This is a genomic window from Streptomyces yerevanensis, from assembly GCF_000716805.1.
Taxonomy (GTDB): domain Bacteria; phylum Actinomycetota; class Actinomycetes; order Streptomycetales; family Streptomycetaceae; genus Streptomyces; species Streptomyces flaveus.
Genome location: NZ_JNWJ01000011.1, coordinates 134439 through 151856, shown reverse-complemented (window position 1 = coordinate 151856; position 17418 = coordinate 134439). Strand labels below are relative to the sequence as shown.

The window sequence follows — 17418 nt, the reverse complement described above, 5'->3', positions numbered from 1 at the left end:
TTGCGGCGGTTACGGATGGATACGCGAATGCGAAGGTTTCTTGAAGATTATGGAGGTGAGGTGGGCTCAGGTCCGGAGGCGATCCTGATGCGCCGCCGGGCCTGATGCGCCTCCGCTGAGCCGCGAGAAACGGAACCGTCAGGCCATGTGCACCTCGAGCGCCGCCCGTACGCCCGACTCCAACGCATCCGCCCTGACCGGCTGGCGCAAGTCCAGCTACAGCGGAGGCGGTAACGGCGACTGCCTCGAAGTGACCGACGGACACACCACCGTCCCCGTCCGCGACTCCAAGAACCCCCACGGCCCCGCCCTCCTCATCCCGGCGTGCGGCTGGTCCTCGTTCGTCGACGCCGTCAAGGGCGGGCAGTTCCCCGTCTGAGCTCCACGCGTCCCCCGACCAAGTGGCCCCTGTCGTGCCTGACAGGGGCCTGCCAGGCAGGGGCAATGCGGCGAGGTCGGCTCAGAGCGCGAGGAGGCCCGCGGTCGTCGGCTTGAACCCGCAGGCGTCGAAGTAGAACGACCGCAGGTCGTCTTCGAAGTCGACGTGCAGCCATGCGCACTTGGCCGTACGGGCCTGTCGGGCGGCCTCGGCGACAAGTCCGGCTCCGATCCCGGAGCGGCGGTGGTTCGCTGCGACCACGGTGTCCAGGATGAACGCGTGGACGCCGCCGTCCCACGCGACGTTCACGAAGCCGACGAGATCACCGTCCTTGCGTGCACAGACCCAGCCGAGACTGTGACCCCGCACCCGGGTCAGCCAGTCGACATCCGAGGTCCGATGGTCGAATCCCGCTGCATGCAGCGCATTGACGGCTGCGTTGTCGAAGTCGCCCCGCCACTCGTACGTGATCGTCATGACGGGAGCGTAGACCGCTGGTTCTGACCGCTGGTTCTGACCGCTGGTTCAGATGAACTGCCCCTGCTGACCGCGGGATTGATCGTCCGTGCGGGGGACGTACCAGTGGTGTCCCCGGAAGTGGCGGTCGGTCAGTGGGCGCGGTGGTGGGTCCATGGGTGCTGCTCCACGGCGTGAGCATTTCTCCCCGCGGTGTTCAGGCATCGCTCATTTGAGCACCTGAAGGGCATACTCCACGTCACTGTTCACGCTTTCTGCGGGCCTGCCTCCGCACCCGCCGGTACTCCCCGCCGCCGGGTTCACGTTCCGGGCGAACCACCCACCGACCGAGCGTGCGGGCGGACTCTCGCATCGTCCAGAGGTTCCGCCCGGCACCTGACACCTTTTGCCGACGCCGTCGACGAAGGCGCGTCAGGCATTGCTGAGGCCGGCGCGCTGCGCGGGCCTCCCCCGGAACCAACGGTACGCGGCGCCGAGCGCGAACGCCTGGGTCACGGCTCCGACTGCGACCCCGATGAAGGGCAGCCCGCCGGGAAGCGCCAAGAACAGGAACGAGGTCGGGGCGGTGACGACGAAGAGCCAGACTGCCGCGAGACTGGCGTCCGCGTGCTCGACGAAGAGTGCGTCCACCCCGACCCAGACGCCGACGGCGGCCACGACAGCCAGATAGCCGAGGGCGGCGGGGTTCACCAGGTTGTGGCGGAGGTTCTGGATCAGGGAACGCGAAGAGGCAGCCATTTCCGGACTCCTTTGAGACGACATGGTGTTGCTCGGTTTGTTGAGGTCAACCATGTCGTCGGGGAGCGGCTGCCGCCTGAGTACCCGTACCTATGTTCATGTCCGCGATCGGACCCGACTGGGGCCCGGGTCGACGACCCGGGCCCCACGCCGTCCGCGAACCGTCAGTCCGCGGTCTGCGCCGGATTCGCCGTGACCCTGCGCAGCAGTGGCCTGCTACCGCTGATCGCCATGAACATCGCCAGCGCGCCGAGGAGTACGCAGGCGGTGAGCTGGATGGCACCGGAGGTGTTGATGGTGGAGTCGGCCAGCTTGTTGAGCTGGTAGGCGCCGTAGACGCCCATCCCCGTGGTGCCGCCGGCCAGGACGACCAGGGGGAGTACCGTTTCGCGGATCCTGGCGCGGTCCAGGGTCTTCAGCGGGGTGCCGGACAGCCGCAGCAGGCCGTAGACGCGGCGGCGGTCCAGGACGTTCGCCGCGGCGGTGAGGCCGGCGGAGGCGGTGGCGATGAGGAAGCTCAGGGCCAGGGTGGCGGTGCTGGCCGCGGCGACGCGGTCGGTGATCGTGTCGTCGCTCGCGTTCACGTAGTCCTGGGTGAGGGGGAGGCGGCCCGCTGCGACGGGGGTCAGGGCGGTGACGGCGGCGTCGATCTGCTCGGGGCCGCCGGTGACGTGGGCGATCACGCCCTCATAGCCGCGCAGCACGGTGTCGAAGTTGTCGTCGCCCGGGGTCGCGACCTTCGCCTGGATGCCCGCCTCGCGCAGCAGCGTACGGGCCTCGGTGGCGGTGTGGCGGGCTGCGGCGGCGTCCGAGGTGGTCACCCCGACCTGGCCCGGAGTGTCGGCGAAGCCGATGTCCAGCTGGCTGACGGAGAAGAAGCCGGCCACGAACCCGGCCAGCACCAGACCGCTGACGGTGCGCCAGGCGCCGCGCGGGTCGTCGCTGAGCCTGCGTGCGGCCAGCAGGGTCGCAGGGCGGCGGGCGAAGCGGGCCACGATCCGGCCCAGCCGGTCCACGACCCACGGGCCGAACAGCCAGAACGCGGCGTAGAACAGGATCAGGAGCGTGATCAGCTGCCGGGGGTTCAACTGGCCGCCGCCCGAGCTCATATAGATGTAGATGAGGGCCCCGACGAACAGCACGAGACGGATCGCGCGGGTGCGGCGCGGGTTCGACTCCTGGGCGACACCCAGCGGTGAGGTCGCCACCTGGCGCAGCATCGACACCGCGCTCACCGTGATGAGGACGGTGACCGCCGCCACCACCGCCGCCAGCCACGGCAGCCCCACCCACAACTGACCGGTGTACCAGCCGCCGACGCCGTACGGGATCTCGGCGAGGACGGGCAGCAGCGCCCCGTACGCGACCGCGCCCGCCAGGGCACCGGCCGCGCCGACGCCCGCCGCCTCGACGGCGGTCATCGCGAGGATCTGCCGCGGGGTCGCCCCGGCCAACCGCAGCGCGGCGAGCCGCTGTTCACGCCGGGCCGCGCCCAGCCGCCCGGCCGCGGAGGCCAGTACGACCACAGGCATCACCAGCAGCACCACGCCCAGCAACGCCGCTCCCTGGTCGCTCCCAGTGAACAGGCTCGCCTTGGGCTTGGCCGCGGAGAAGTCGGAGATCATGGCGCGTTCGGTCTGTCCCGCGTCGTACCAGCCGTCGCCGTCGGCCGCCTTGGAGAGCGCCGGGTCGGTCGGGGCACGTCCTACGACGGCGACGAGTTCGTCGGGCGAGGCCAGTCCGGCCGCGCCGATCGTGCCGTACGACTTCACCTTCGGGAAACGGTCGGCCAGTTGGCCGGCGGGCAGCTTCCCCATCAGCTCGGCCAGGGCGGGCGAGACGTACATCTCGCCCTGCTTCGGGAACGAGCTCAGTCCGGGCGGTGCATCGGTCGCCCCGCGGCCGGGCAGCTGGGCCAGCGAGACGACGGAGACGGGCTCGTCGCGTACGTACGTCGTGGCCAGGGCCTGGACCGCGGTCGCCTCCTTCGCGGGTACGGCGGCCGGGGTACGCCAGGTCGTGTGGTCGGCGCGGGCGCCGGAGCCGAGCGCGGCGGCGACCATCACCAGCATCACGAACGCGCCGACGGCGGCGGCCCCGGCCGCGAGCAGCTGGCTCTGCAGGCCGCGGCGGCCGGAGGACCTGGCGAGGTGCCAGGTCAGGGGCAGGACAGGGGAACGCATGAGGTCTCCGGGAGGGGAGGGGCGGGGAGGGTGGGGAGGGTGGTGACGGGGGGTCGGTCGGGCGACCGTGCACTGGCTGGGATCCGGGCTGTGTCCGGGAGGGCCGGGTCAGGCGACCGTGTACTGGCTTGGTACGGACTGGATCCGGGCTGGGATCCGGGAAGGGGCCGGGTCGTCAGGCGACCGTGTACTGGCTGTGGCCGCTGATCAGGCCGTCCCGTACCTGGAGGATCCGGTGGCAGTGGGCGGCGACGTCGGCGTCGTGCGTGACCATCACGAGGGCGGCGCCCTGGGAGCGGGTGACGGAGGTGAGGAGCTGGACCACTTCGGTGCTGGTGTTCTGGTCCAGGGCGCCGGTCGGCTCGTCGGCGAAGACCACGTCCGGTTCGACGACGAGCGCGCGGGCGATGGCGACGCGCTGGGCCTGGCCGCCGGACAGCTGGCCGGGGCGACGGCCCTCCAGGCCTTCGAGGCCGAGCGGCGCGAACCAGCGGCGGGCCCGCTCGACGGCTGCCTTACGGGGTACGCCCTCCAGCATCAGCGGCAGGGCGACGTTCTCCTCGGCGGGCAGCTCCGGCAGCAGCTGCCCGAACTGGAAGACGAAGCCGAAGCGCTTGCGGCGCAGGGCGCTGAGCCGGTTCTCGCCGAGGTTGTCTATGCGCTCGTCACGCAGCAGCACCTGGCCGCCGTCCGGGCGGATGATCCCGGCCAGGACATGGAGGAGGGTCGACTTGCCGGAGCCGGACGGGCCCATGATCGCCAGGGAGTCGCGTTCGCGGACCTCCACGTCCACGCCCGAGAGAGCCATGGTGGAGCCGTACTTCTTGATGAGGCCGTGACCGGCCAGGACGGTGCTCATGATGTGTCTGTCCTCTCTCAGCCGGCTTCTCAGCGCTCGAACTTCCAGGTGACGGAGGAGTCCGTCGCCTTCATCACGGACACGGGGATGGAGACGCTCTTGCCGGCGTCGTCCTTGGCGGTGCAGGTCACCTTGGTCCCGGTCACGGCCTTCAGTCCGGTCGGGCAGGTCACGCCGGTGACCTTCTCCCCGACCCAGGGCAGCGGGTTGTACTTGCTCTGGGTGCGGCCCGCGACGATGTCCGGCGACAGAGCCTTGTGACCGTCCACCGTCACCACGGTGTATTCGTCGAGAGAGGTGGTGGACTCGGTCCCGGAGAGCAGATAGGTGCCGACACCGCCCAGGGCGACCACGGCCGTCGCACCGCCGATGACGCCGGTGAGGAACTTGCGCTGCATCACGTACTCCTGAAGTCGTAGGAATGGAGCCCCAGTTGGCCTCAGGAGCGGAACCTCTGTCGGCCGGCGGGAGGAAGTGGCTCCACTCTCGCCCGCGGGCCCGGGCGCGCGCCTCAGCCGAACGGTCAGGGTTCGGGCGGTCCGCGCGGCGGCTCCTCGGCCGTTCGGCCGAGGACGGCGGCGGCGGCCTCACCTACCGTTTTCGGCATGAGATCCCCTTCCGCCCGTGGCTGCCTCCGGGGCTTCGCCGTGGGTGTCCTGCTCGCGGCTTCGGGCCTCGACCTGCTGTACGCGGCCACCTCCGGCCCCAGCCTCTTGCCGGAGGCGGTACTTCTGGCCGTCGGGCTCGCCGCCGTGCTGTGGCCGGCCGAGCGTCGGCCGGAGTGGCTCACTCCGCAGGTGCGCACCGCCGTTCCCGCCCTCCTGTCGCTGCTCTGCACGGCACTCGCGCTGCTCGCCCCCTGGGAGACCTTGTTCGGTCCGGGCGAGGCGATGATCCTGCTGTGTCTGCTGTTCATCGCCGTACGGCACTGCCCGCCGCGCCGGGTGCTGGCCTGCGCCGTACTGGACGGCGGCGCCCTCCTCGCCATGCCGATGCGCTACTTCGACCCGGGGCGGGAAGAGGTTCTGGCGTTCGCGGTGGTGGGGCTGGTCCTGATCGGCCTGGTCGCCGGACTCGCGGGCTACCTGCGCACGCTGGACTACCGCAGGACGGTGGCGGTCACCGAGACCCGCCGGGGCGAGCGTTTCGCCATCGCCGCCGATCTGCACGACTTCGTCGCCCACCATGTCACCGGCATCCTGGTGCAGACCCAGATGGCCCGCATGATGGCGGCCACCCGGCCCGACGAGCTCGACCCCGTCCTCGCGGGCATCGAACGCGCGGCCACGGAGGCCCTGGCCTCGATGCGCCGCACCGTCGGCGTACTCCGTGACACCGGGCCCGAGGCGGCCGACCACCGCCCGGTGGGCGACCTGGCAGGCCTCACCGAACTGACCGAACGCTTCGCCGCCCCCGGCCAGCAGGTCACCCTGCACCGCGATCCCGCACTCCCCGACGATCTCCCGCACGAGGTGCAGGCCGCGGCCTTCCGGGTCGTCCAGGAGGCCCTGACCAACGTACGACGGCACGCGTCCGACGCCACCGAGATCACCGTGAGCGTGCGCCTCGACCACGACCACGACCGGCTGGAGGTCAGGGTGACGGACGACGGACGGGGCGGCACCCAGCTCCCGGCCGCCGCACACGGCGGCGGCTTCGGCCTGGTCGGACTGACCGAACGGGTGACCGCGCTGGGGGGCGAGCTGCACGCGGGGCCGCGGGGCGGCGGGTACGGGTGGGAGGTGCGGGGGGTGTTTCCGGCGGCTGCTGTGCACAAGTCCTGGCGGCTGCAGAAGTCGTGAGGGGTGCGCAAGTCGTGAGGGGTGCGCAAGTCCTCAGGGGTACGGAGGCCTGACGGTCGCGGAAGCCCTGCGGTTGTGTGCTGTTGTGTGCTGTTGGCCACGTACGCGCGGCCCTCTCCTCGTCATGCACGACAGCTATCGTGTCGAAGCAAATCGAACGTGATGTACGTGAGCAAAGTTGGCGGAGGCTGGCGGTGTCGGACGAGGGACGGCTCGTTGCCGGGCGATACCGGTTGGTCGAACGGATCGGCCGGGGCGGCATGGGCACGGTGTGGCGCGCCGAGGACGAGGTCCTGGGCCGCCAGATCGCGCTCAAGCAACTGCACTCGCACCACCACCTGTCCGGCGAGGAACTCGCCACGCTGTACGAGCGCATGCGGCGCGAGGCGCGCAGCGCGGCCCGTATCGCCCATCCCAACGTGGTCGTCGTGCACGACGTCGTCGACGACGAGGGACTGCCCTGCGTCGCCATGGAGTACGTACCCTCGGTCACACTCGGCGACCTGCTCAAGAACGAGCAGACCCTCCCGCCCGCGGAGGCGGCCCGGATCGGCCTCGGCATGATCGCCGCCCTGCGCGCCGCCCACGCCGCCGGAGTGCTCCACCGCGACGTGAAGCCCGGCAACGTACTGCTCGCCTCCGACGGCCGCGTGGTCCTCACCGACTTCGGCATCGCCATGACTGACGGCACCTCGACGCTGACGAAGACCGGCGAGTTGGTCGGTTCGATCGACTACATGGCGCCCGAGCGGATGCGGGGCCTCACCCCCGGACCGGCCTCGGATCTGTGGGCGCTGGGCGCCACGCTCCACCAGGCGGTGGAGGGACGGCCACCGTTCCGCAAGGACACGGCGATGGAGACGGCGTACGCCATCGCCACCGACCCCTTGGGCCCGATGGAGCAGGCCGGTGCGCTGGAGCCGCTCATCGAGGCGTTGCTGGTGAAGGACCCGGACGAGCGGCCTTCGGCGGAGCAGACGGAGCGGGCGCTGCGGACGGTACGGGCGGGGGAGCCGACGGAGGTGCTTCGGTCGGCGGCGTTCGCGGGAACGGGTTCGGGGACGCGGACGGGTTCGGGCACGGGCACGGGCTCAGGCTCGGTGACTGGTTCGGGGACGGGCTCGGCAGCCGGTCGGGGCCGGAGGCCGGACGTGCCGGACGCGTCAGAGGTGCCGGGCACGCCGGACGCTCCGGGCGTACCCACCAGGACGGACACCGGCGGGAACGGTCGAGGCCGGGAACGCAGCCGGGCCGGTGGCCGGGGCCGCAAGCGCCGCCGCGCCCTGCTCTGGAGCACTGTGGCCGCGACGGTGGCGGGCGCGGCCGTCGCAGGCGTGCTCTACACGACGGCGTACGACGGCGGGGCGACGGACGACGGCGCCGCGCGAAACCCCGGTACGACCGCCGCACCGCCGTACAAGCCGCCGCCCGTGCCCGAGGGATACCACCTGGTCCGCGACAAACGCCTCGGCGTCTCCTTCCCCGTACCGGACGGCTGGAAGGCCGCCAAGAAGACCCCCGACGAGGTCAGCTACACCGACCCGACCAAGCTGGCCGAGATCACGGTCGGCGTCGTGGACCCCGCCGGCTCGCACCCCGTCGAGCACTTCAAGACCATCGAGGCCAACACCAAGGTCAACTACCCGAACTCGTACCGCAAACTGCGCATGCAGAAGACCACGTTCCGTGGACAGCCCGCGGCGGTATGGGAGTTCACGTTCCAGGGCCGCGCCCGGGCGTTCCGCGCCATCGACCTCGGCTACGGCCGGGAGGGCGCCAAGGAGTACGACATCTACCTCTCGGCCCCGGACGCCCAGTGGGCCACCTTCCGCCCCGTCTTCGACAAGGTCAGGAACGGCTTCACCACGACGAGCTGAGGCGAACACGTACAGCCGCAGCACCAGAAACCGCCCGATTCCGGCGAGCCCGGCAGCGCTGAGGTACACGGCCTGCTCGGTCAGCGTCCCGGGCGACGACTGCACCGTGTGGAGGCCGAACATCGCGGCACAGGTCACCAGATAGGCGGCCGTGGCCGATCCCGCGGACTGCCAGTGCTGACGCCATCCGGCCCGCCGCCCGGCCCCGAAGGTGAAGCGGGCGTGCAGCTCCGTGCACAGGAGGGTGGAGCCGACGGTGACCAGGGCGTTCGCCACCACCCAGGGCATCAGCTCGGCCAGCAGGCCCACGACGCCACTGGAGAGGACCCCGACCCCGCCACCGCACAGGACGAACCGGGCGAAGGAAGCGAGGGGACCGGGAGGAGAGGGAGGAACGGGAGAACCGGAGGCGACCGAAGTCCGGCGTATGTCGGCCGCGTTCATGAGGGTTTCCTTCCGGCGGGTGGGAGCGGTGAACCCCTGAGATCCACCGGCTCCAACCCTGCCGCCACCAGCCCACAAGCACGATGACGCCCACTCCCGAACCGAAGGTAGGGCTGGCCCCACCATGGGGGCGGGGGCTGCTCCTCAGCGGCGCGTCAGCGACCCGTCGCCTCCTTGCGCTCGGCGAGCGCGGCCAGGTCGCCGAGGAGCGAGTCGGCGACCATCTCCTCCAGTACGGACGTGCCGTGTTCCGTCATCGCGGGCGTCAGCGCCGGGTCCCACGGGGCCTCGGTCAGCCGTCCCGGAGGCGGTCCGTGCGGGGCGCGGGCGAGGGCTGTGCGGTAGTCCTCGGTGGTCATGCGCCAGGGGGTGGCGGGGGTTTTGTCCAGGATGTACGCGGCGATGCGTACGCCCTCGCCGTCGAGGTCACCGTGGTAGCGCAGGGCGGCTCCGTGGTCGGCGAGCAGCCGGAGGAGATGGATCACCGCGCTGTTGGGCCAGCCCGAGGTGCAGACCAGGGGCGGGCAGCACGGGCCGAAGCGGCGCAGGGAGAGGGCGAGGACGCTCGGGTTCTCCGTGATGTGCACGGGTACGGTGGCCGGGAATCCGAAGTCCCCTGCGGCGGAACGGAGTTGGGCCAGGGTGAGGGACGCCGCGTGTCCGGTGTCCGCGCAGAGGCCCGCGATACGGCTGAGCAGGCCGTCCCCGGAGGGGCGGAGCCCGGCGGCGAGGACGGTGGCGGAGAGTTCGTCGTCGGCGATGCCTGCTCGGGCCCAGAGCGTACGTCTCTGTTGGGCGCTGTCCGGTGCGTCGATGCCGTAGATCGTCGACAGGGCCCGTAGGACGAGGGTGGAAAGGCGGGTGCCGTCGTCCAGGGCGTGGGAGTCGCCGTGCAGCAGGCGTGCCGCGAAAACCGGCAGCGGTTCTCCTTCGGCGGGCAGGGCGGCCAGTACCGCCAGTGCCGAAGCGAGCAGGTCACGGGTGCGGGTGACCGAGCCGTCGACGAGGCCGCCGCTGCGGCAGTACGCGGCCCAGTCGGCGAGCTGCGGCTGCGAGCGCACCGTTTCGTGGGCCGACAGCCAGGCCCACAGCGCGGCCCGTTCGTCCTGCGCGCGCTGTCGTTCGGCGGCGCGGTCGTCGAGCGGGCCGACGAGGTCGGCGACGACCTCGCGTACCGTACGGCCGTCGATCTCGGCGACGGCCTCTTCGAGGCGGGTGAGCGTCACGAAGGGCCGGGCGTCCGGCAGCCGGTCGAGGCCCAGCAGGTCGGCCAGCGCCGCCCGCTGGCCGTCGTCCAGTGGGCCGATGCGCACCCGGCTGACGGGCCGCCCGGAGGACAGCCGGTCATGGACGGCCAGCCAAAGGGGACGCAGCTCGGGGCGCCGCAGCGCACTGTTCCTCGTCCCGCTCACCCGGAGGCTCCCTCCTCGGCCGGCTCCACACCCACCCCGTTCCACACGAACCGCGCGCTGGTCACCGCGTCGTCCCCGTCCGCCCCCGTGATCAGCTGGTGGATCGCGATGCCGGGCAGCTCCCGGTAGGTGCCCCACTCGTGGTCGGACGTCAGCATGAGGTCGAGGTCGAGCGCGCTGAGCAGGGCGAAGACCTGGCCGCGGTTGACGGTGTCGACGCCGACGAAGACCTCGTCCAGGAGGATCGGCCGGGGCGCGTCGGGCACGGCCTCGTAGTGGGCGGCGACGGCGGCGAACAGCGGCAGATGCAGGGCGATCGCCTTCTCCCCGCCGGACAGCGCTCCGTGCAGCTTCTTGGTCAGCGGCTGCCAGCCCGCGCCGTTCGCACGGTCGAGTCTGACCACGAACTGGTGCCAGGCGGTGTAGTCGAGCACCTCGGCGAGCTGCTCCTCCCAAGTGGCCGCCGTGTTCCGGGCCTTGGCCTCCTCGATACGGCCGCGGAAGAAGGCGTGCAGCGCTTCCCGGTCGGCTTCCGTGACCCGACCGGGGTCCTTGAGCAGCAGCTCGCGGGCGGTACGGGTGCCGGGCGGGAGGTCCGGGTGGATCTGCCACACCAGCTGGACGGCGACGTTCGACGCGGTGCGGACCCGCTCCAGGTGACCGTTCATCCGGTCGACCAGCTCGCCCGCCTGACGGATCCGGGCGGCGAGATGGCGCCGGGTGTCTCCGGTGAGCGTCTGGTCGAACAGGCGCCGTTCGGCGGCGGTGATGTCGTCGCGGCTGCTGTCGCGCTCGGCCGTGAGGGTGTGGAGCAGTTCCGTCGCCCCGATGCGTACGCCGTCCATCGTGGCCGTGAAGACCTGTACGTCGTCGTCGACCTCCAGGTCCAGGTCGGCGCGGCGGCCGAGGAACTGCCGGGCCTCGTGCACCGCTTCGGACAACCGGTTGACGGCGTCGCCGAGGTTACGGGGCTCGTGCGGGATGTTCGCCCACTTCGCCGCCACCGCACGGGCCGCCTCCAGGGTGGCGCGTGTGCCGTCCTCCCCGCTGAGTTCGAGATCGATCCCCGCGTCCTCTGGCAGGCCGAGCAGGCACAGGCGCCTGAATCTCCGCCCCGCCGCATCCCTGGCGGCGATGGCCTGGTCGCGCTTCTCCGCGTCCTGCGCCATCGTCGCGGTCAGCGTGCCGATACGCCGCTCCAGCTCCAGCAGTTCACGGGCCTTGACCTTGAACTCCTCGCGGCTGAGGCGCAGTTGGCCCTTCATCTCGCTGATCCGGGCGGCCACCTGACGGAAGTCCTCGCCGACGGTGCTCTCCACCGCCTCCAAGGTCGCCCTGAGCCCTGCCGCCTCCGACGCGGCGGTCTCGGCTTCGTGTGAATGCTCGCGCGCGGCCTCGGCCGAGCGGTCGGCCCGGTCGCGGGCGGACGCGGCCCGCCCGACGGCGGACGCCCAGTGCAGCTGGGCGTCCGCCCAGACGTCGGCCAGATCGCGGAACGCGTCCACGGCGGACGACAGATTCCCCAGCAGCCCGCTGTCCGTGGGCAGCCCGTTCTCCGAGGACAGCCGGTGGAGGGCACGCAGGGCTTGCTGCGCTGCCGCCTCCCGTTCCTCGAGGAGCCTGGCAGCAGTGCGTACGGCGTCGTCGCGGACGCCTATCCCTTCCTCCGCCCGGTCCCAGTCCCGGCGCCGCTCGTCGAGGTTGCGGTAGCGGGGGCGGGACGTGAGGTCGGCGTCCAACCGCCTGCGGCGCTCGCGGAGTTCGCGCACCGACGCGTCCAGCGTGGCGATCGTGCCGTTCACCTCGCCGAGCCGCTCGGTGAGTTCGGCGATCCGCCGCCGCCTCGCCCGCTCCCGCGCGAGGGAGCCGATGTGCGCGGGTTCCTTCTTGCTCCACGTCCCCGTCGCGGAGGCCAGCCGCCAGCCGCCGTCGGCGCCGACCGCGGCCATGTGCCGCTCGGGCAGCCGCGGTCCGTACGCGATACCGCCGAGCAGCCGGGCGATCGCGTCGACGGGCACCGGGACCCCGGCTTCGGGACGCAGTACGTCCAGCAGGGAAGGGCCCGGAGCGGGCACCGCCCAGGCGGCCTCGGCCAGCGTGTCGTGCCCGGGCAGCTCGATCCCGTCGTACGGGCTCACCCAGGCGTCCAGCAGCCCGGACGCCTCCAACGCCGCCTCCACGCCTGCCTGGACGGCGGGCGGCACGTCCTCGTGGAAGGCCACCAGGCGCCAGAGCGGGGCGCCGATCATGGTCGAACGGTCCGTGGTGCGGGTGGGCGGCACGGCCGGGGGCAGGTCGGCCTCGCGGCGGAGCGTGTCGAGGGTGTCGGTGAGCGCGGTCCGCTCGGCCAGCGCGGCCTCGCGGGCGGCCTCCGTACGCGTCTCCCGTTCGGCGATGTCCCGCTCCACACCGCGTACGGCGGACTCGACGAGGGACATGACGTCGCTCTCGACCGCCGTCCGCGAGACCAGCTCCTCGACGTCGTCGATCCGCAACTCCACACAGCCCGTGGCCCACTCGCGCAGCCCCTCCGCCTGCCGGGTCAGGGCTTCCTCGTACGCACCGGCCGCCTCGTCGCGCCGTACGACCGCCGCCGCGAGCGCGCGACGGGCGTCGTCCAGCGTCGTCTCGGCGGCCGTGCGGTCGCTCACGGCCCGTTCGTGACGGTCTATGGCGGCCGAGACCTCCGTGATCTGGTCTCGCCGGGCCCTGACCGCGCCACGCAGCAGACGGCGGGGCCGCCGGATCCGGTCCTCGCCCGCGGAGCTCGCGGAATCGGAGGCGGCGGTCGGTGCGCCGAACATCGTCGCGGCTTCCAGGTGCACGGATTCCAGACCGGCCGTACGGGCCGCCTGCCGGGCGTCCTCGGACGCGTCTTGTACGTGGTCCTCGGCGGCCTCGGCTCGCTGCTCGGCCTCGGCGGCGAGTTCCCGGTCGTCGTCCGCCTGGCGCTGCTTGGTCTCGGCGGTGGTGCGCAACCGTCGGGCCTTCTCCTCGGCGTCCTCGGTACCGCGGCGGAGCCGGCTCAGCTCTTCGCCCTGCTGGTAGGCCTCGCTGTTCACCAGGCCCTCGATGCCCGCCTCCAGCTCCTGCCCGCGCCGCTCGCACTCGTCCTGCGCCCGCGTCGTCGACTCCTGGTCGCGCAGGGCCTGTTGGTGCTGCTCCGTGCTCTCCTTCGCGACCCGGGTGAGCTTGTCCATCTCGGTCGTGGCCGAGATCAGGGTCGCGGCACCTGCGCGCAGGACCCGCTGGGCATAGCCGCGCTGGCGGTGCGCGATGGTGCCCGCCGCCGTGACCTCCTCGTCCAGTTGCTTCAGCTGTTCACGCTGCCGGTCAAGGCGCTCGAAGCCCTCGGCCAGCTCGCTGATCTCGCCCTCCCCGAGCGGGGGCAGGGCACGGGAGAGCAGGGAGGAGAGCAGGGACGGGTCGAGGCGTTCGGAGAGCTTGGGCTGGCGCAGTTGCAGCAGGGCGGTGATCAGGGCCTCGTACCGCTGCTCGCCCATGCCCGCGAAGAGCGCCCGGCGGACCGTGGTGCGGTAACTGTCGGCCGAGGCGTGGATCTCCCCGTGCCCTTGCAGGGCGTCCGCGAGGGCGGCCCTCGTCAACGGCTGACCGGAATCGTTGGCCAGGAGCAGTCCGCCGGGCCGGGCGATGCGCCGGGTGGTCGTGAAGTAGTCGGCCTGCGCACCGCTGGTGTGGACGCTGGCCTGGAGGCGGGCTCCACAGGTGAACCAGTCAGTGCTGCCGTCGCCGCCCTCCTCGGCAGGGCGGCCGAACTCCATCCACACGTACCCCACCCGCGTCTTGCCGGACGCCCCTTCACCCATGAGGTTCCAGTGCATGGTGCGTTCCGAACCACCGAAGGTGGACAGGCGGTTGGGCCTCAGGTTCGCGTCGAAGAGGAAGGGCAGCAGCAGTTCCAGGGCCTTGGACTTGCCCGTGCCGTTCTGGCCGCGCAGCAGCAGACGTCCTTGGTAAAAGGTGAACGTCTCGTCGTAGTAGCGCCAGACGTTGAGGATGCCCGCGCGATACGGCTGCCAGCGGGACCGGGACCGGGGAGCGCGCTCCCCGACTTCCCCGGCCTCTTGGGCCGAGGCGCCCGCCGCACCGCGCACCGGAAGATCAGTGACGCTCAACTCGAGCCTCCCTCGGCCTCGACATCGACATCGACATCGACAGAACTGTCCTCCGCCGTCGTCGTGGCCCCCACGACCCGGTACCGCGAAGCCGCCGGACGCACGACCGTACGCTCGCCGACGCGCTGCGCCAGACCGAAGTCGCACAGGACCCGCACCGCGTCGTCGGCCAGCCGCCCGGCTCCGTCCGTCGACTGGTACGCCTTCGCCCACCGCGGAAACCGGCGCAGCAACTCCGAGCCGATCGCGACGAGTTGCTCGGGCGTCGCCCCGCCAGGCACGTCATGGATCCGCTCCAGCAACAGCAACGCGGCGACCCTGGCGGTGGACGAGTCGTCGGGGAACCTGGCGTCGGTGGCGACGGCGTCCGGGTCGATGAGCAGGAACCCCTCCACCCGCTCCTCCAGCACGAAACCCGCCTGCTCGACCGAGCGGCGCAGGATCTGCCGGCCCGTCGGGGAGGCCACGTAGGCCAGCTCGTCCTCGGTGAGGTCCTCGCGGTAGAGGACGGGGTCGTCGAAGAGGCGGCGCAGTACGGAGTGCCGCAGCCACAGGTTCCGCTGCGTCTCGGAGGCGACGGCCTGCTCGCCCCCGGACGCCGCCCCGCCGTAACGCCGCTCCCGCGTCAGCCCCGTCATCAACTCCTCGAAGCGCAGCGGCACTTCGTCCGGTGGCACGGACAGCCGCGAGGCCCCTATGGGCGCCGCGGGCAGCCGCATCAGCAGCGTGGCGTCCACGCGGTACAGCACCTTCGCGTCGGCCGAGTCGACGAAGGTGTCCGTCACCCCGTCCACGGCCACCAGCGCTCCGTACGACTCCAGCAGTTTCAGTACGTCGACGAAGGCCATCCGCTCCTGCTTGCCGGACGTGTCGAAGGACGGGAGTGCCGGATCGGCGGCGGTGGCCTGGACGACGCGATCGGCGAGCAGCCCTATGGTCGTCACCGGCACGGACAGCAACTCGGCCGCCACGACGCACAGCAGCACATAGCGCCGCCGGTCGAACGGCGCCCGCCCCGAGCGCAGCCGCCGGGCCGGACGCGAGGCGTCGGCGGTGGAGCGGACCTTGACGAGTCGCGCATAACCTCGCCGTGGCTCGACCACCAGGCTCCAGCCGCAGGTGTAGTCGAACCACTTGGTCAACGGCTCCTTGCGGCGCCGGACAATGCCGAAGGCGGCCGGGTCGGCGCGCTCGGTGATCAACGGCCGCGCCAGCAGGAGACGAATCCCCCGGGCGACCTCCTCCCGCTCCGCGACGACCAGCTGATTGGCGAGAGTACTCATCCGGCGGCCTCCTGGCGTCCCGCAGACTCGTGGCGGCCCGCAACGTCGTGGTGGCCTGCGGCCTCATGGCGGCCCGCAGCCGTCTGGCGTCCCGCGACCTCCTGGGGACTGTGCCGCAGGATCGGCGTCGAAGCCGGGCCTCCCCCGACCACCGCGTCACCCCAGACCACCGCGTCGCCCCCGGCCACCGTGTCGATGTGCACCAGGAAGTCCGGCCCTCTCAACGCCCCCTTCGCCGTCCGCAACACAGCGATCCGTCCGTCAGCAGGCGGCGTCAAGGTGATCTCCACCCGCCCGTCCGAAGTCCCGGCCCGCCGCGCCCCCGAACGGTCCGGACGCGTCGACAACGCCCTGCCGAGCAGATCGAGCAGCCGCTCGAAGGACGCCTCGTCCAGCATCCCGAAGTCGGACAGCCGCAGCGGACCGCCATCGGTGCGCAAGGTCCGCCACGCTTCCTGGAGCTCGGCCCGCTCCTGCCGGGCCCGCCCCGCCCGCGCGGCCTTGAGGGCGGCGACGTCCCGCACCCTGCCCGTACGGGTGAAACGCTCCGTACGACCGCTCGTACGCAACAGTGCCGACACCTCGACCGGCGGAGCCTCCTCCCACGTCCGGGACGAGGGGACCAACTCCGGGTCGGGGTGCGCGAGATGCGCGTGGCGAGCCGGGCCGAGCCCGAAGGCCACCGTCCACAGCCTGTGGAGATCGTCCTCCCCGGGGGCCGCCGCGAACCAGCGCGCCAGCTCCCGGAAGTCCTGTACGGCGCTGGAGGACCGGCGGCGCGACTCCGTGATCCGGTCGAGCACCTGAAGCAGCGAGACGATGGCCCGCCGGGCGACGTCGTGCAACTGGTCCACCCGCGGTCGGCCCCCGTCCACCGGCAGGAACCACGCCCGCAGCCCCGCCCAGCGCGCCCGCCGCCGCTCCAGCCAGGCCGCCCCCGGATCCTCCCCGGACACCGGCGGCAACTCCGCCCCGCGCAGCGCCCGTTCGTGCAGAGCGGCGACCCCGCGCTCCTCCACCCGGGCCACGGCCTCGGCGACACCATGCCCGCGCTGATCGAGATTGACCAGGAACTCCTGGAGGTACGCCACGGTGGCCGCCTTCACCTCCCGGAACACACCCAGATCGGCGCCCTCGGCACGCAGCAGCCGCTGAAGCTCGCCGTTGAACGCCTTGGTGTTGTCCAACAGGGCCTCGAGATGCCCCTCCAGCTCCTGGAGTGTGCTGAAGATCCGCCGATCCACCGACGCCGGCTCACCGGCCAGGCCGTACAACTCGTCGAGCCGGTCGGTGATCGCTTCCAGTACGGCCGTCTGCAGGGCGCCCGTCGAGGCCAGCACCGTCAGCGCGTGCTGGACACCCGCGAAGGCGGCCTCGCCGCGCCGGGTCAGGGAGTACTGGAGGTTGCGCCGCTCGTACTCCTCGGCCGTGCGGTAGTTCTCCGCGTGGTTCTGGACGACGTCCAGCAGCTCCCACTGGCGCAGTTGCTTCAGCGCCTCGTGCAGATCCTCGTCGGCGATCGCGTCGAGCCAGCCCACCGTGCGCAGTCGCGTCCGTACGTCATCCAGCCCGAGCGCCGTCTCCAGGCGCTCGTTGGCCGCGCCGAACGCCCGCAGGATCGCCCCGTACAACTCCGCCCGGTCGCCCGTAGTGAACCGGAACATGTCCGGCGGCACCCTGCGCACCCGTCTCCCCCTCCTCAGCCCACGATCGGCTCCTCGGCCCACACACAACCGTAGGGCTGCCCACAACCGTAGAGCCGAGCGCTGACATCGGAGTCGGGAATGACGGACTCGGCCCTGTTCACGGCAGGACTACTCACGACTGT

The 17418-nt window shown here is 71.8% G+C and carries 12 protein-coding genes and 1 pseudogene; 3 read left to right on the top strand and 10 right to left on the bottom strand.

Annotated features, from left to right (window positions below; translation table 11 throughout):
* The first annotated feature begins 145 nt into the window (after window positions 1-145).
* Window positions 146-379, top strand: a complete 234-nt coding sequence (locus tag OP79_RS13975; RefSeq protein WP_033320469.1) for a DUF397 domain-containing protein — start codon at window positions 146-148, stop codon at window positions 377-379.
* An 81-nt stretch (window positions 380-460) separates the two neighbouring features.
* On the opposite strand, the gene OP79_RS13970 is transcribed toward OP79_RS13975, so the two are convergent.
* From OP79_RS13970 to OP79_RS13950, 5 genes are all read right to left on the bottom strand, one after another.
* Window positions 461-856 carry a GNAT family N-acetyltransferase gene (locus OP79_RS13970; RefSeq protein WP_033320468.1) on the bottom strand — a complete coding sequence of 132 codons (396 nt, stop codon included), beginning with the start codon at window positions 854-856 and terminating at the stop codon, window positions 461-463.
* A 411-nt stretch (window positions 857-1267) separates the two neighbouring features.
* Window positions 1268-1594, bottom strand: coding sequence for an SCO4225 family membrane protein (locus OP79_RS13965; RefSeq protein WP_033320467.1), 327 nt, complete (start codon window positions 1592-1594; stop codon window positions 1268-1270).
* A gap of 164 nt (window positions 1595-1758) precedes the next feature.
* Window positions 1759-3777 carry an FtsX-like permease family protein gene (locus OP79_RS13960; RefSeq protein WP_033320466.1) on the bottom strand — a complete coding sequence of 673 codons (2019 nt, stop codon included), beginning with the start codon at window positions 3775-3777 and terminating at the stop codon, window positions 1759-1761.
* A 175-nt stretch (window positions 3778-3952) separates the two neighbouring features.
* Window positions 3953-4636 (bottom strand): ABC transporter ATP-binding protein, encoded by a 684-nt coding sequence (locus tag OP79_RS13955; RefSeq protein WP_033320465.1) that lies wholly within the window; start codon window positions 4634-4636, stop codon window positions 3953-3955.
* A gap of 29 nt (window positions 4637-4665) precedes the next feature.
* Entirely contained in the window at window positions 4666-5034 is a 369-nt protein-coding gene (locus OP79_RS13950; protein WP_033320464.1) for a DUF4333 domain-containing protein, read from the bottom strand.
* Between the two features lie 207 nt (window positions 5035-5241).
* On the opposite strand from OP79_RS13950, the gene OP79_RS13945 reads away from it, so the two are divergent.
* Both OP79_RS13945 and OP79_RS13940 read left to right on the top strand, forming a co-directional pair.
* Complete coding sequence (locus OP79_RS13945; RefSeq protein ID WP_051744636.1) at window positions 5242-6438, top strand: sensor histidine kinase; 1197 nt, start codon at window positions 5242-5244, stop codon at window positions 6436-6438.
* A 194-nt stretch (window positions 6439-6632) separates the two neighbouring features.
* On the top strand, window positions 6633-8315 hold the full coding sequence (locus OP79_RS13940) for a serine/threonine-protein kinase (RefSeq protein WP_033320463.1): 1683 nt from the start codon (window positions 6633-6635) through the stop codon (window positions 8313-8315).
* Here the strand turns inward: OP79_RS13940 and OP79_RS56945 are convergent.
* From OP79_RS56945 to OP79_RS13920, 5 genes and pseudogenes are all read right to left on the bottom strand, one after another.
* Window positions 8307-8759, bottom strand: a pseudogene (locus OP79_RS56945) (GtrA family protein); the annotation flags it as partial. The gene OP79_RS13940 and the pseudogene OP79_RS56945 overlap by 9 nt on opposite strands.
* A 155-nt stretch (window positions 8760-8914) precedes the next feature.
* The gene (locus tag OP79_RS13935) at window positions 8915-10171 is read right to left on the bottom strand and encodes a TIGR02679 family protein (protein WP_033320462.1); all 1257 of its coding nucleotides are present in this window, start codon (window positions 10169-10171) and stop codon (window positions 8915-8917) included.
* Window positions 10168-14307: a TIGR02680 family protein gene (locus OP79_RS13930; RefSeq protein WP_033320461.1), complete on the bottom strand. Its 4140-nt coding sequence runs from the start codon at window positions 14305-14307 to the stop codon at window positions 10168-10170. The genes OP79_RS13935 and OP79_RS13930 overlap by 4 nt, the downstream gene beginning before the upstream one ends.
* Window positions 14304-15590, bottom strand: coding sequence for a TIGR02678 family protein (locus tag OP79_RS13925; RefSeq protein ID WP_051744635.1), 1287 nt, complete (start codon window positions 15588-15590; stop codon window positions 14304-14306). Before OP79_RS13925 ends, OP79_RS13930 begins: the two co-directional genes overlap by 4 nt.
* A complete protein-coding gene (locus OP79_RS13920; RefSeq protein WP_245685317.1) occupies window positions 15587-17254 on the bottom strand; it encodes a TIGR02677 family protein in 1668 nt (555 codons plus the stop codon). Before OP79_RS13920 ends, OP79_RS13925 begins: the two co-directional genes overlap by 4 nt.
* Between the last annotated feature and the right edge of the window lie 164 nt (window positions 17255-17418).

What these genes read in the sequence shown, in the direction of transcription:
- OP79_RS13920 (WP_245685317.1), bottom strand. Translation starts at nt 17,254, where the DNA reads ATGTTCCGGTTCACTACGGGCGACCGGGCGGAGTTGTACGGGGCGATC.
- OP79_RS13945 (WP_051744636.1), top strand. Translation starts at nt 5,242, where the DNA reads ATGAGATCCCCTTCCGCCCGTGGCTGCCTCCGGGGCTTCGCCGTGGGT.
- OP79_RS13960 (WP_033320466.1), bottom strand. Translation starts at nt 3,777, where the DNA reads ATGCGTTCCCCTGTCCTGCCCCTGACCTGGCACCTCGCCAGGTCCTCC.
- OP79_RS13970 (WP_033320468.1), bottom strand. Translation starts at nt 856, where the DNA reads ATGACGATCACGTACGAGTGGCGGGGCGACTTCGACAACGCAGCCGTC.
- OP79_RS13925 (WP_051744635.1), bottom strand. Translation starts at nt 15,590, where the DNA reads ATGAGTACTCTCGCCAATCAGCTGGTCGTCGCGGAGCGGGAGGAGGTC.
- OP79_RS13955 (WP_033320465.1), bottom strand. Translation starts at nt 4,636, where the DNA reads ATGAGCACCGTCCTGGCCGGTCACGGCCTCATCAAGAAGTACGGCTCC.
- OP79_RS13975 (WP_033320469.1), top strand. Translation starts at nt 146, where the DNA reads ATGTGCACCTCGAGCGCCGCCCGTACGCCCGACTCCAACGCATCCGCC.
- OP79_RS13965 (WP_033320467.1), bottom strand. Translation starts at nt 1,594, where the DNA reads ATGGCTGCCTCTTCGCGTTCCCTGATCCAGAACCTCCGCCACAACCTG.
- OP79_RS13950 (WP_033320464.1), bottom strand. Translation starts at nt 5,034, where the DNA reads ATGCAGCGCAAGTTCCTCACCGGCGTCATCGGCGGTGCGACGGCCGTG.